Source organism: Corticicoccus populi, from assembly GCF_042686195.1.
In the GTDB taxonomy this organism is placed as follows: domain Bacteria; phylum Bacillota; class Bacilli; order Staphylococcales; family Salinicoccaceae; genus Corticicoccus; species Corticicoccus populi.
In genome coordinates this window covers 1,161,244-1,176,103 of the sequence record NZ_JBHUOQ010000001.1, presented here as the reverse complement: position 1 = coordinate 1,176,103, position 14,860 = coordinate 1,161,244, and the positions used below count along the sequence as shown (strand labels likewise).

12 protein-coding genes and 1 CRISPR repeat array are annotated in these 14,860 nt (G+C 36.9%); of the genes, 9 read left to right on the top strand and 3 right to left on the bottom strand.

Translation table 11 applies throughout. The features are described from left to right. Positions 1–581 precede the first annotated feature (581 nt). Both ACFSX4_RS05945 and ACFSX4_RS05940 read left to right on the top strand, forming a co-directional pair. On the top strand, positions 582–1,385 hold the full coding sequence (locus ACFSX4_RS05945) for a hypothetical protein (RefSeq protein WP_377772526.1): 804 nt from the start codon (positions 582–584) through the stop codon (positions 1,383–1,385). Between the two features lie 92 nt (positions 1,386–1,477). Then, positions 1,478–2,548 carry a glycosyltransferase family 4 protein gene (locus tag ACFSX4_RS05940; RefSeq protein WP_377772524.1) on the top strand — a complete coding sequence of 357 codons (1,071 nt, stop codon included), beginning with the start codon at positions 1,478–1,480 and terminating at the stop codon, positions 2,546–2,548. 68 nt (positions 2,549–2,616) lie between these two features. On the opposite strand, the gene xylB is transcribed toward ACFSX4_RS05940, so the two are convergent. Next, a complete protein-coding gene (gene xylB / locus ACFSX4_RS05935) occupies positions 2,617–4,125 on the bottom strand; it encodes a xylulokinase (RefSeq protein ID WP_377772522.1) in 1,509 nt (502 codons plus the stop codon). A 37-nt stretch (positions 4,126–4,162) separates the two neighbouring features. Then, positions 4,163–4,708 carry a D-lyxose/D-mannose family sugar isomerase gene (locus tag ACFSX4_RS05930; RefSeq protein ID WP_377772520.1) on the bottom strand — a complete coding sequence of 182 codons (546 nt, stop codon included), beginning with the start codon at positions 4,706–4,708 and terminating at the stop codon, positions 4,163–4,165. 295 nt (positions 4,709–5,003) lie between these two features. Here ACFSX4_RS05930 and ACFSX4_RS05925 point away from each other — a divergent pair, with 295 nt between their 5' ends. The 5 genes from ACFSX4_RS05925 to ACFSX4_RS05905 are packed head-to-tail and all read left to right on the top strand — an operon-like array spanning position 5,004 to position 9,348. After that, positions 5,004–6,053, top strand: a complete 1,050-nt coding sequence (locus ACFSX4_RS05925; RefSeq protein WP_377772518.1) for a zinc-dependent alcohol dehydrogenase — start codon at positions 5,004–5,006, stop codon at positions 6,051–6,053. A gap of 43 nt (positions 6,054–6,096) precedes the next feature. Continuing rightward, on the top strand, positions 6,097–6,492 hold the full coding sequence (locus tag ACFSX4_RS05920) for an HIT family protein (RefSeq protein ID WP_377772516.1): 396 nt from the start codon (positions 6,097–6,099) through the stop codon (positions 6,490–6,492). Beyond that, complete coding sequence (locus ACFSX4_RS05915; RefSeq protein ID WP_377772514.1) at positions 6,480–7,508, top strand: TRAP transporter substrate-binding protein; 1,029 nt, start codon at positions 6,480–6,482, stop codon at positions 7,506–7,508. The genes ACFSX4_RS05920 and ACFSX4_RS05915 overlap by 13 nt, the downstream gene beginning before the upstream one ends. Positions 7,509–7,566: 58 nt before the next feature. Further along, on the top strand, positions 7,567–8,058 hold the full coding sequence (locus ACFSX4_RS05910) for a TRAP transporter small permease (protein ID WP_377772512.1): 492 nt from the start codon (positions 7,567–7,569) through the stop codon (positions 8,056–8,058). Next, positions 8,059–9,348 carry a TRAP transporter large permease gene (locus ACFSX4_RS05905; protein WP_377772510.1) on the top strand — a complete coding sequence of 430 codons (1,290 nt, stop codon included), beginning with the start codon at positions 8,059–8,061 and terminating at the stop codon, positions 9,346–9,348. 3 nt (positions 9,349–9,351) lie between these two features. Here ACFSX4_RS05905 and ACFSX4_RS05900 read toward each other — a convergent pair whose 3' ends face one another. After that, complete coding sequence (locus tag ACFSX4_RS05900) at positions 9,352–10,236, bottom strand: AraC family transcriptional regulator (protein ID WP_377772508.1); 885 nt, start codon at positions 10,234–10,236, stop codon at positions 9,352–9,354. Positions 10,237–10,650: 414 nt separating this feature from the next. Next, positions 10,651–11,348: direct repeats of the CRISPR family, unit length 32 nt; unit sequence GTCGCACTCCACGAGAGTGCGTGGATTGAAAT. Between the two features lie 341 nt (positions 11,349–11,689). On the opposite strand from ACFSX4_RS05900, the gene cas3 reads away from it, so the two are divergent. Together cas3 and cas5c are read left to right on the top strand one after the other, a co-directional pair. Continuing rightward, positions 11,690–14,104: a CRISPR-associated helicase Cas3' gene (gene cas3 / locus ACFSX4_RS05895; protein WP_377772506.1), complete on the top strand. Its 2,415-nt coding sequence runs from the start codon at positions 11,690–11,692 to the stop codon at positions 14,102–14,104. A gap of 38 nt (positions 14,105–14,142) precedes the next feature. After that, entirely contained in the window at positions 14,143–14,856 is a 714-nt protein-coding gene (gene cas5c, locus ACFSX4_RS05890) for a type I-C CRISPR-associated protein Cas5c (RefSeq protein WP_377772504.1), read from the top strand. Positions 14,857–14,860 lie beyond the last annotated feature (4 nt).

The following is a 14,860-nucleotide window of genomic DNA, read 5'->3' as shown; positions in this document are numbered from 1 at the left end:
AAATCTAGATTTCAACTTTAGGGATTCTTATGTATGGAAAAAATACTCATTAGAATTTAAACTAAACGTGAGTGAAGAATATTAAATGGAGATCTTGGATACAGATTCGCATCAAAATGTTGTTTAAAAACAAGTTGCGGATATGGGGTGATGAAAATGTTAGTTCTCGAAAAAATCTATCCTTGAGGTAGTGTTATGATAGGGGAAAAACTAATAATTACATGGTCGACTGGTTACTTCAATTGATTTGTGTTTTAATACAGGTTTTGCTTTTGCATAATATTTCTGTTGTCGACACGGAGGCGTGACCTAAGAAATATATACGGAGGTGGTACCTTACCACCGCCGTATGTACAATTTGTTCCAAGTTCATGGACCTGACGTGATTATTCTTATCCAGTTGGTGTGAGTCACATCAACTTTTGTTTTTTCAGGAATAGACTTTCAATAAATAGTGTAAAATAGAACAAAATAATTCATCTGTATCAGACGAATATATTGTCGGATTAATATGTTTAATCAGTAATATCGTGATTCGTAAAATTAAGGTATTGTAGTTGGATATTTAAGGAGGAAAAGATATGGATCATCATCCGACATTTAAAGAAATGGTTCATATTGAATTTAAGAAAATATACAATAAGAAACATCTATATTTTCTTATCCCTTTATTTATTCTGTCTGCAGTGGGTATTGTTGATAGTTTCTTTGATGGTGACGGCAGACGAATGGTGGCATTTCTGCCGTTTTTATTACCTGGTGTAGTTTCTGCTGTAAATACATTATCAGTATTATGGAAGAAAGATCTGGGGCCCACTGAAGCAATATTCAATTTTACTTTCTCAGCATTTTTCATCTCACTGCCTTTGATTATTTTTAATCTCATCATTTTAATTATTTTCTGGTTATTGCCGTTTTCAAGAGAATTACTTGAAACATTCGACCGACATGCATGGTGGCGGGGTTCAATTATCATTCAATCTTTAAATATAGTATTATTAGGATATTTCGTACAAATGCTTGGCCTCCTTATCATGATGCTGGTAATTGTACTGCCTGTCTTATCAATAAAGAACCCGAATACTGTAACGTTAGGATCAAATCTTGAATTCTTCAATAATGAAAATCAAAGAAATTGGCGGGCAGTCTGTGTATACTTTGGGTTAAGCAGTTTCATTATTGGTTTCATCATTTCAATGGAATCCAGTCCTTTTGAAATTATTGAAAATGCAGTGCTGGCAGTGTCTCATACAGGAATGATGGGAACATTTGAAGGTGTCCGGTTCGTCATTGGCGCGTTGTTTCTTCTGACAGGTATCGTTTTAATGTTGATTCCAATCATTTTGGTTATCATAATCATGACTAGAAATACTATGAAAAAATAAACGGAATCTTGTTTGGCCGGAAGAAAAAATACCCGATATCTTCATAATTCATAAATTAGAGTATTACTTAAACTTAGAAGCAGGTGAAGAATATGAAAGTGTTGATTACTTTATTTTTCAATTCAGAACTTGGTGGTCTGCATGACAACATTCGGGCGGTTGCGCTTGAGGCAAAGAAGAGAGACCATGAGGTTTATGTCGGCTGCCGGGGCGGACTGTTCTTTGACCAACTTTCTACGGATGGCATTAATATGATAGAAATTGATGATGCGGATGTTAATCAGTCGGTACAGAATATTGTTGAGGCGGCAGGTACGGATTTTGATATTATTCACGCGAACCCCGGTATCAGCAGAGAAATAGCTATTCAGCTTCATGATGAATATGATATTCCAGTTGTCTATCATGTTCACGGCGGCTGGGTGAATGCTGTTGAAACGTATGTTGAAAAGCTCGACAGTATATTCGCAGTTTCTGAATCCGTGAAACAGAAGGTGGTTGAACGTACAGGTGGCAATGCCCATAAGGTGCATGTCATTCCAAATTACAGTGATTATGTTTATGAAGCTGATGTGCGGAAAGAAAAGCAACATACCAGAACAATCAGTCTGATCACACGGCTTGAAACAGATAAGACAAATATTATTGAAGAAGCGGAGAAACTTGCACCTTATCTGAATGAAACAGACCAGACCATCAATTTTAATGTGATTGGTGAAGGATCATTAAGAGAAAAATTTATAACACACTTAAATCATGAAATTCAAAATGAAAAAGTTAAGATTAATGATATAGGATGGATTTCTGACAAGAATGAATTGAAAACATACATGCAGAACAGCGATATCATCATCGGACCCGGCCGGGTAGCAATCGATGCATTTACACTCCGTATTCCAGTCATTGTAGTAGGCAGCGGGAATTATCACGGGCTTATTGATGAAAAGAACTGGCAGCACTTTGCAGGTGCGAATTTCGGCGGCTACGGATCCCGTCAAAGTGAAGAAGGAAATATTGTTGGTGATCTGGATAGCCTTTTGACAGATGAAGAAGTATATAAGAGAACAGTTGATATTGGAAGCAGAGTCGTGGACTTGTTCTTTAATAAGGAAAAGACACTTGAGAAGATGTTTGGGATATATGAGATAGTGAGTAGAGGATGAGAAAAACAAGACACTGTTAGAACATGAATTAATTAACTCTGTTCTAACAGTGTCTTTGAATTCTGTGACTAAAGTGACTGTTCCCTAAACGCCACTAATTTCTCATTAATCTCCTTTGTGGAGGAATAGATTAACTTATATTGCTCGAATAAGTATTGATATTTTTCTACATTTTCTCTAATGGGGGTGAATGTTTTATCTTCACTTAAGAAAATATTTGCACATTCCTTTAGTGAGTTAAACCAGCCTGTGCCGTAAGCAGCAAGCATTGCAGCACCCATGCCGGGTCCTTGTTCACTGGTTAACTTTGTGACTTCGCCATTAAAAATATCTGCCTGCATCTGAAGCCATATTTCACTTTTTGCACCGCCGCCGATTGATATAATTTTCTCAACTTCTTTTCCATTCTCCCTGAAAATTTCAATTGATTCATTTAATGAAAATGTAATTCCTTCAAGCACAGCCCTCGTAAAATGTTTTCTTTCGTGCCGGCTGTCCATTCCGATAAAGCTCCCACGTATTGAAGCGTCTACATGAGGCGTTCTTTCCCCTGACAAATAGGGGCTGAAGAGTAGACCATCGGACCCAACTGGCGTATTTTCTGCTTCTTCAATCAGCGCTTCATATTCTTCTGTTTCTGCAAAAGTATTCTTAAACCATGAAAAACTGTGTCCCGCAGAAAGTGTGACGCCCATGGTGTAGTATGAATCAGGAACAGCATGGTCAAAATAATGGACTTTCCCATCAAATGATTTATCGTTATTTTTTTCATGTGCAAGTACAACACCGGAAGTGCCGATACTAACCATTGTCCTGCCTTCTTCGAGTATCCCGGATCCGATGGCACCACAAGCGTTGTCTGCACCGCCGGCAAATATTTTTGTAGACTGATTCAGACCAGTTTCATCTGCAAATTCGTTTGTTATTGTACCTACACACTCATGTGATGATATAAGCGGCGGACACATATTGATATCAATATCTAATATACGGCATATTTCATCACTCCATGAACTGTTCTCAATATCCAAAAGCAGCGTACCTGCTGCATCGGAAAACTCACTGTGCAGTGCGCCTGTCATCCGAAAGCGCAGATAGTCTTTTGGCAGCAGGAAATGACTGATCTGTTTATAGTTTTCAGGTTCATGGTTTTTAACCCAAAGTATTTTTGGAAGGGTGAAACCTTCCAAGGCAATATTTTTAGTTATACCTAGTAATTTTTGATATCCAATCGCTTCTGTTATTTCTTCACATTCTTTTGTTGTGCGTGTGTCATTCCATAAAATTGCCGGGCAGATAACTTCATGGTTCTTATCAAGCAGCACGAGACCGTGCATTTGACCGGAGAAACTGATACCTTCTATGTCCTCAGGCCGTCCGCCAAACCCTGATATTAACTCTCGTAAGGCAGAAATAGTCTGTGCCACCCAAAGTTCTGGATTCTGTTCATTGTATCCGGATTTTTTTTGTATTAAAGGATATTCTTTTGATATTTCCTGTTCAACTTTCCCATATAGATTCACGAGAAGTACTTTAACTGCGCTTGTTCCGAGATCAATTCCAATGACGTATTTCATAACATTCTCCTTCACTGCAGTTTAGACTGATTATATATTATTCTTCAATCGTCGGCAGGCGTTTTATTTCTGTATCAGTAAATATATCATTTTCGTCTGTGCTTTTTGTAGAGAATTCCGATACTACTGCCCCGTCTTTCCCGGCAGCAAACCAGTGAAGTGTATCCGGAAGAATAGTGTATTGATCACCTGGATAAAGTACAATTTCTTTATTGACTGTAAAAGTATCCTTTTTATCTTCCGGTACTGTCACTGAGGGTGTGGTACCATTATTTTCTTCAACATATAAGTAAACAGTACCGTACCGGCAGCGGAACGTTTCTTCTTTACCTTCACTGTCACCTACCGGCGGGTGACGGTGTTCCGGACAGACCTGATTCGGAAGTAATACCAAATCTTTGGCGCATACACGGTCGGTATTTATGTATTCAATCAGTTGTAAACCCAGCTCTTCAATGCGGTTTAAACCAAAATCCGCAACCTCAATTCTATTTCTTTCTTCATTGTTTAATACAATGTTACAAGTCTCAAAATAATTCAGAACCTCACTTCTAATTTGCTCATACTTTTGTCTTGTCACCATATGAATCATCCTTTCTATTCTTATATAAGTCTAAAGTATATAAAAACAGGAACGAATGGAATGATGATAATAAAGAATCATTTAACTAAAACTCATATATTTGAATTCGCTTTCATTTATATAGGTATGACCAATAAAAACATGCATATATTTCAGGTTCACGAAACCATTTCAATACCAGTAATCTGAATTTTAGATAAAATCACTTGAATTATCGACATTGTTTAGATGTAAACGCTGTCATATGATGGTTGTGTAAATAAAAATATGCAGTGAAACAGAGAGGAGACTAATAATGGTTAGAAAAATGACGGTACCTAAAATGGATTTGGTAGAACAGGATGGACCGGATACACAGATGTGTGCGGTAATGACGGATGAAAAAAAAATAGAGGTAAAACGTGCTAAAATTCCGGAACCTGCTGAAGGAGAAGTCAGAATTAAAATTAAATGGGTCGGAATATGCGGCAGTGATGTTGAAGTATTCAGAGGGAACCGGGAACCGGAATTTGTGACTTACCCGACAAGGCTTGGACATGAAGTTGCGGGTGTGATTGATAAAGTAGGAGAGAATGTTCTTGGCTTACAGGAAGGTGACCACGTTGCATTAAGGTATGTATGGGGGGCATTTGCCGAATATGTATGCTGTGATCCATTTTCAGTGAAGGTACTGCCTAAAAACTTGCCGTTGATTGAAGGTTCTTTAATCGAGGTATTGCCTGCATTGATATCAGCAGCAGAAAATGCAGATATTTCTCCAAATAAAAATGTCCTCATTATGGGTCAGGGTGTCAGCGGTCTTGCATTAACTCAAGTGATTAAGCTATATAGCCCTAAGAATTTAGTTGTGACAGATTTATTTGATGAAAAACTAGAACTTGCCAAGAAATACGGTGCCACACATACTTACAAACTGCCAAGTTCAGATGCAAAGACTATGGACGTTGTCGGAAAGGATTTTCCGGAAGGATTCGATATTGTGATTCCCTGCCTGTTAGAAGGATCCGGGATGGTAGATGCAATTGATGCTGCGGCACAGAATGGAAGAATTGTAATGTATGGCTGTATTGGAACATGTCACGCGCCAATTGACTTCTTTAAAGTTCATAAAAAGAGACTGGATATTTATTCTACAGAACCTAAAAGAGATATTGATAATCGAAGATATTTTGAACAGGGGCTGCAGCTTGTACTCGATGGTTTAGTGAATACGACAGAAACTATTACTCACGTTTATCCTCTTGAGAAAATCGGTGAAGCGTTCGAAACAAGAAATACACATAAGGCAGATACTATACATGTCATGATTGACTGTGCACCGGAAGTAGATGAAAAAGATGTCTAAGAATTGTTTTTACTGTACCCAGAATGAGGAATTGCAAAATTTAATGATAGAAATTAAAGAACTGAAAGTTTCGAGATTATATTTAAATAAAGATCAGACGCACCGGGGCAGATGTATTCTTGCATTTAAAGATCATAAAAAAGAAATATTTAATTTAACTGAAGAAGAAAGAAAGGATTTTACTGAGGATTTATCAGCGAGTGCAAAAGCATTATCCGATGCTTTTGCACCGCAAAAAATAAATTATGGTATATACGGTGATTTGGTATCTCATTTACATATGCATCTTGTACCTAAATATGAAGGTGAAAAAGAATGGGGCAGTGCATTTACTAATGAACCGGCAGAAAAAAAGTATGTTGACGAAAACACTTATAAAGAACTTTTAGAAAAAATCAGAATCAATTTAACAGGAGGGGAAAAGCAATGTCTAAGATAAGAAATATTGTAAGCGTTTTACTTATTACAGCGGTGCTCGCTGCGTGTTCTTCCGGCGGAGAGTCGGGAGGAGAGGCGAACGGCAGTACCAATGAAGGTGCTGCCGGGGAATTAATTACTCTGCGTTTATCAGAAACACAAGTGGATGACTATCCGGATGCAGTCGCAATTTATGAATTTGCCGACAGGGTGGAAGAGTTGTCTGAAGGTTCAATTACCATCGATGTGTATACAGGCGGGCAGTTAGGGGATGAAGTAACAACCATTGAACAGACACAAACAGGGATAATTGATATTGGAAGAGCTAACACAGGACCCATATCACAGTTTGTAGATGACTTTGGAATTTTTAGTTTCCCATTCTTATTCGACAGCCGTGAGCATTTATGGAATGCTCTGGATTCATCATTACGGGATACTTTATTCACAAGTTTAGAAGAGCAGAATCTGGTAGGTCTTGCTTTTTATGATGCAGGTGCACGTAGTTTCTATACTATGGATCCGGTAGAAAATTTGGATGATTTAAGAGGGAAGTCTATTAGAGTTATGCAGAATGATATATTAATCGAGGCATTTAATGAGCTTGGTGTGTCTCCGACGCCTTTAGCAGCTTCAGAGGTTTACAGTGCACTCCAGACAGGTGTTGTAGACGGCGGTGAAAATAATATTAATACTTATGTCGCTGACGGTCATTATGAAGTGGCGAAGAACTTCACAACTTCTGAACACTTGAGAATTCCGGGATTATTATTCATGAGTAAACAGTCATGGGACAGCTTATCTGAAGATCAGCAGGAGATTATCAGTCAGGCAGCTCTTGAATCTGAGGAAACTCAGATGGATGAATTTGATAAATATACTGAGGAATCAGAACGTACGGCAGAAGAAGCGGGCAATAATATTATAGAATTGTCAGATTCGGATAGAGCACAATTCAGAGAAAACGTGCAAGGGTTATATGATAAGTATGAGGAAACATATGGAGATATGTTTACCGAGATAGAGAATGCAAAATAGTGATATGCCGGGGGAGAATAGATTTTATTCTCCTTCTGTATATATGGGAGAGAGTACAATGTTTAATATTTTAAATAAAATTAAAAAAGGAATTGAAGTTATTGTATGTGCATTTTTGATAATAATGACTGTTATCATTTTCTATCAAGTGATTTCCAGGTTCGGTTTTAATTACACACCACCGTGGATACAGCCCCTGTCTTTAATGTTGATGGTGTGGATTGGTTTTATTGGAATAGCTGTTGGTATAGTGGATAATTCTCATATTAGAGTGAATTTATTAGTCGAAAAAATGCCGCAGAAAATTCAAGGATTATTGATACTTTTTCAAAGAATACTGGCGATACTTTTTGGTTTCTTTATGCTCTTTGAGGGATACAGGTTTTCCAGTGACATGCAGAATGCAACAATTTCTGGTCTAAATGTTTCTTCAGCAGTACTATATGCCTCTATGCCAGTGGCAGGAGTAGTAATTGTTATTTACTTAATTATTGAGTTTATATTTTGGAAGAAAAGAGATGAAATTGTAACTGAAGAGGAGGTGCTGTAGATGATTTTACTTACATTGATTGGTTTGTTTTTACTGCTTTTAATTTTAGGTGTCCCAGTTGCCTTGGCAATGGGAGTGACTTCAATCGTCGTTTGCTTCCAGCTGGATATACCTTTATCGGTGTTAATCCAGAGAATGGTTGCAGGTGTAAATAGTTTCCCACTTCTTGCGATTCCTTTCTTTATACTGGCCGGTGAGATTATGAATGCCGGAGGAATTACAGACCGTTTAATTAGACTGGCAGATACTGTTGTCGGGCGGTTCCGGGGCGGTCTTGGTATGGCGAATGTTGGTTCCAGTATGTTGTTCGGCGGTGTATCGGGATCAGCTTTAGCTGATGCATCTGCCAGCAGTTCAATTTTAGTGCCAATGATGAAAAAGAAAGGTTACGATACCGATTATTCAGTGGCGGTTACTGTAGCATCTTCTACGCAGGGAATTGTAATACCGCCGAGTCATAATATGATTATTTATGCCCTTGCTGCCGGTGGTGGTATTTCAATTACTTCATTATTTCTTGCAGGAATTCTACCTGGTATATTACTGGGAATCGGCTTAATCATTGTTGCCTATATTATCGCATTAAAGAAACAGTATCCTAAAGAAGAGGCGTCTACATTCCAGCAGTTTATCATTGCATTTATCCAGGGAATGCCGGCAATTATTACAGGCGTCATTATTCTTGGTGGTATTATGACAGGTATTTTCACAGTAACAGAATCAGCAGCTATTGCTGTAATATACGCATTTTTAGTCAGCTTTGTATTTAACAGAAAGAATAAAATCTCGATGATGGGGCCGGTTTTATTAAGAACTTTTAAAACACTGGCACTGGTTTTATTCTTACTTGCCACTTCCAGCGGTTTCGCGTGGCTCCTTGCATTACTCCGCGTACCCGCAATGTTGTCCGATTTTTTATTGTCACTAACGGACAGCACTGTAATGATTACTTTAATCATTTTGTTAATCTTAATTTTACTTGGAATGATACTGGATGTCGCACCAATCATTTTGATTACGACACCGATTTTACTGCCTATTGCTCAAAATATTGGAATTGATCCGATTCATTACGGTATTATGATGATGGTGTGTATGGCAATTGGTTTAGTGACACCGCCGGTGGGCGGAGCATTATTCGTCGGTAGCTCTATTGCGAACATACCTATGGAAAAGGTAGTGAAAGCACTTATTCCATTCTATGTTGTAATGTTTGTCATACTTTTACTTATTGCATTTATACCTGAGATATCTTTGTTTATACCAAATTTACTGGAGTTGAATAATTAAATTTTATTTTTCATCAATAATATCGGGCTGTTGTGGTAAAGAGGAAAAGAAGCTGTCGTCAAGGACGATGTCTTTACCAACAACAGTCCTTGTTTGGTTTCTGTAATCAGAAGGTGAAGTACCTTCAGTTGATGTAAATAGACGTGAGAAATAAGGGACGGAAAGACCGATTCTTTCTGCAATTTCACTCACAGGTATGCTGCTTAACTCTAAAAATTCTTTAGCCTTTTCGACACGTACATATTGTAAGTATTTCATAGGCGTCACCCCGAATTTTTGTTTGAATAAATCAATAATATAGTGGGGATGATAACCGAACTCTTTAGCAATATCGTCTAAAGTAATTGATTCATTCAAATGTTGGATAATATAATTTTCCATCGGTGAATCAGAACTCAGGGAAAGGTTAATACGTTCAATCGGATTTGCGTTCTGTTTTTGAAAATTATTCTTTTGTATTAATGATATAAGAAAATCTTTGAAGAGCATATCCACCCGGAACGAAGTTAGGGGGTTATACTTATTTTCATTGGAAAGAGATGTCTTAAATAGTTCTTTAATCTTAGAGTAGTCACTCAAAAAATATGGAAACGGGATATCACTTTTTGTGACAAAATCTTTTAACTCATTATCCGTAATAGAAAATTTAATATCGATAGTAGAAGCGAATTCTTTAAAGTAAAAACTATGCTCGTGATCCGGCGGCATAAAATATAGATTGTTTGGGAGTAATTCATATTCATTATCATCAAATGTTATCTTTCCCTTACCATCAATGACAAAAAGCATTTGAAAGATATCTTCATGGGCATGTGACGCGACACCAGTCTTCTTCTCATAGTCAATACGGGAAATCCATAACACTTTTAACTGACCATCTCTTAGCATAAATACAAGCCCCTTTTAAATGTGATAGTAATTAAAGTATAGAGATTAATGGGGGTGGATACAATGTTGGGGATAGTATTATTGATGAGATTAATAATATAGTGAGTCAACCTGAATAATTCAAAAAAATTAACCCATATAAATTCATTTCAAATATCATAGATGGATTTACTAAGACCAAGTTTTTTGAAAAATTAGTATTAATAACATATACTTTAATTAAGTTCTACTGACAATATTTTCAGGATGAGAATTGTATCTTAAGTTTTATTGAAAAGTGCGAATCAAGGTTGGACATAAAATCCTTGTATGTTCGCGCAATATTTAGTGGAAAAGTAAGTGAAAGTGGTTAAATATTGGTGTAATATTTTGCTTATGTATTGCGCCGGTATAATTTTTGTTGTTAAATAAGCAGTCGCACTCCACGAGAGTGCGTGGATTGAAATGACTTCTTGCTCCCTCGTGAGCCTTTGACTACCCGTCGCACTCCACGAGAGTGCGTGGATTGAAATAGCTGTGCAACATTACGCTTAATCACTTGATTCACGTCGCACTCCACGAGAGTGCGTGGATTGAAATATATAAAAAAAACAAAAATCAAAGGAGTATTTAATGTCGCACTCCACGAGAGTGCGTGGATTGAAATTTCGAAGTTGCACGTATTGCTTCTGCAAAGCAACCGTCGCACTCCACGAGAGTGCGTGGATTGAAATTGCTAGAAGACGAGGATGAGCCTGCGGATGTTACGTCGCACTCCACGAGAGTGCGTGGATTGAAATTCTTTGCAGTTTCAACGCCTGTCCATCCTTTTTAAGTCGCACTCCACGAGAGTGCGTGGATTGAAATATTCTGTCTCCCTCATTTCCGAATAAATTCCAACGTCGCACTCCACGAGAGTGCGTGGATTGAAATGGCTGTTTCGGCGATTATCACTGGCGACTGGTCCCGTCGCACTCCACGAGAGTGCGTGGATTGAAATACTGCGATTGTAAAATTGAGTACCGCTACACCGCGTCGCACTCCACGAGAGTGCGTGGATTGAAATTCAACTGTGTACCCTTCAAATGTGTAAGTCATAATGTCGCACTCCACGAGAGTGCGTGGATTGAAATCGTACGTACACCGTGTTATTCTTAGTATTATTTTTTATCCATCCCAAGGGATGAGCGGATTGAAATTATTAATAATATTAGTTTTATTTGAAAAATAGGTGCTTTGATATTATATCAAGGCGCTTATTTTTGTTGCAATAAGATCTTAATTGTGTAATAATATCCTTAAATATATTTTTAAAACTATTATTAATAATAGAATATAAATTATACATTTCTGTTCGAATTCAAATAGTAATTTTAAAACATCTTTAAAATTCTAATTTTTATGAATATTTTCCATGAAAATATTGGTTTATATAATTACTAATGTGTATAATTTTGGTAAAGGAGGATATCAAGTGATTATTGCACACAAAGACCCAAGTACTGGTCAAAAGCAAAGTCTGGCAGAACATCTCTTAAATGTTGCAAAATTTTCGTCTGAATATGGAAGCGTTATCAAACAAGGGGATATTCTTTTTCTTATTGGATTACTTCATGATTTAGGGAAAGCAGATCGGAATTTCCAAAAAAAGATAAATAAAAAACCGACAATGAGAGTAACACATTCTTCGGCAGGTGCGAAATATTTAATGCAGAAAGCACATTCAAGTGACTTAAGCGGGATAAGTAAAAAAGTAGGATTTGGAGAGTTTATAGAAGTTGTGTTATATGTAATTACGGCGCATCATGGTTTGTACGATATTCTAAAATTAGAAAGTAAAGATAATCAACTTGTTCAAAGGTTGAGGTACGATGAAATTAATAGTGGAGAGATAGAGTATTATTTTGAGGAAGATGTTGTACCTTTCGCTGAGAAGTTATTTAAAGAGAATGATATTGACCTGGCGGAGCTCATGATTAAAGCATTCAACGAATTCAAAGATCTTAGTCAACGTTTGAATTTTGATCGGGGCAATAAGGATGAAGAAAAATTTTATACGAGTTTAAAAGTAAGATTATATTTATCATTCTTAAAAAATGCTGATATTACTGATTCAATCAATGCTTATGAAGCAGTTGTAGAGCCATTATCCAATGAAGAAATTTCCAATAAAAAGAAAGATTATATTGAAAAGATTGAAGAGAGATATAAAGAGTATGAGAGCCCTGAAAATGATATGGACGCGATACGTAATCGTTTAGCCAGTGAGGCAAAAGAAAGAGGTGAAATTGACTTCCCGGGTGTTTATCAGTTGAATTTACCGACGGGTGCTGGGAAAACACTGCTGTCTTTAAGATATGGCGTGCATCAGCTTAACTCCCAAAACAAAAAAAGACTATTTTATATCACTCCTTTTTTGTCTGTATTGGAACAGAATGCTGATGAAATAAAAACATTATTAAAAGATGAAGATATTACTGAACATCATTCTAATATAGTGAAAGAACTTTCTCCAGATAAAGCAGAAGAGGATTCCAAGAAGGAAGTATTCTCACAATATTTAGTTGACTCCTGGGACAGTCCAGTTGTATTGAGTACGATGGTGCAATTCTTCCAAACTTTGTTTAAAGAGAAATCAAATAATATCAGACGGTTCTCTTCTTTAGCTAACTCTGTAATTATATTAGATGAAGTTCAATCTTTACCAATTGAAGTGACTCATTTATTTAACATGACAATGAATTTCATCAGCCAGACGATGCAGTCCTCAGTCGTTTTATGTACTGCAACACAGCCAAAGTATGATTCAAAATATATTAAATACCCCATTGACTACAGTAAAGATAATGGGAAAGGTATCGTTAGTATGAGCAATGAGGAGAGAAAAATATTTGATCGTACGGAAATCTTTAAATTAAACAATGGAGAAGAATCAGGGGCTGAAGAAATTGTCAAAGAGATTATTTCTAACCCTGAAGATTCAGTGTTAATTATTCTGAATACTAAAAAAGCAGTTAATGAAGTATTCGATGAATTGAAAAATCAGACTGACAGACCATTATTTTATCTTTCTACAAACTTATGCCCTAAGCATAGAAAAGATGTGATTGAAAAGATAAAAGAATTACTTCCTGATGAACCGGTTATCTGTGTGAGTACGCAATTGATTGAAGCTGGCGTTGATATTTCGTTTAAGAGATTAATTCGCTCGTATGCAGGTATTGATTCTATTGTTCAGGCGATGGGACGATGTAATCGAAATGGAGAATTGCCGGGGAAAGGTATTGTGAAGCTGGTAAAAACAAAGAAGGAATTTGAAAATATTAATGTTTCTGCATTAAAGTCCATTAAAGATAAAGTGAATGAAACGGAAAAGATATTAAGAGATGAACCGGAGCCGCTGGATTTATCAAAAGTAAATGATGATTTTTTTGATTCTTACTACGGTAATCATTCAAATAAGATGAATTACCCGTTAGGGAAAGACCGAGGTGATGCTGTGTCACTGCTTTCTTCGAATCAACACCGTATTGTACCGGGTGTAAACGGTAGGTTAAAACAATCATTTAGGACCGCTGCCGAAAACATTGATTTAATTAAACAAGAAACAACAGGGGTGATTGTTTATTATGATGAGAAAAGTAATGAAAAGATAGAAAAACTGATTGAAGCGGCAAATCAATTTGAATTACATTATGAAATTGAACAAGGAGCCAAAATTAAGATGTTACTGAAGGAACTTCAGCCATACACGGTGAATATGTATAATTTAAATGAATACAGTGATGAAATAATGCCGTATATGGATGGAAGAATAAAGATATTACAAGCAGATTATTATGATAAGCAGACAGGTGCAGTGGATAAGATTGATAGTCTGATTATGTAAGGTTCACAAGATTATTTTATTTGAAAAGAGGTGCAAAAATGAGTTTTAAATCAAAAGATTTATATTTCAAGATCCATGGCGATTACGCATTATGGACGAGTCCGGAGTCGAAGGGGGGCGGTGAAAAATTCACCTACTCAGTTCCTACCCGGCAAGGATTAACGGGAATAGTAGATTCAATTTACTACAAACCGACATTTAAGAATATTGTCGATGAAGTTAAAGTGATTAATCTAATTCAAACAGATACTAAGGGTATTCGCGCCATGGTAGGGAAGGGCAAGGCAGACTTAAATTATGTGACTTACCTTGCGGATGTATGCTACTACGTTAAATATCATTTTGAATGGAATGAGAACAGGACCGACTTGGAATACGACCGCAATCAAAGGAAACATGAGGCAATTGCTGAAAGAGCTATAAAAAAAGGCGGCCGCAGGGATACTTTTCTTGGCACAAGGGAGTGTCTGGCGTTTGTTGAGGCAGTCACTGAAGAGGAATATACACAGGTGGAAAGCTGTCACGCGGGGCAGACTTTGAACTTTGGAATTATGTTCCATTCTTTCGAATATCCCGATACCCCAGGCAATCCGTTATTCGCTTATTACACAAATACTATTATGGCTGACGGCATCATCAAATTTAAAAGGCAAAATGACTGTGGGATTAAAAATGAGTTATCGAATTACGAATTTAAATATCCAAAACAAATTAAATCTGTAGAAGAAGAATATAAAGAAATGGAAGAGTAAGGAG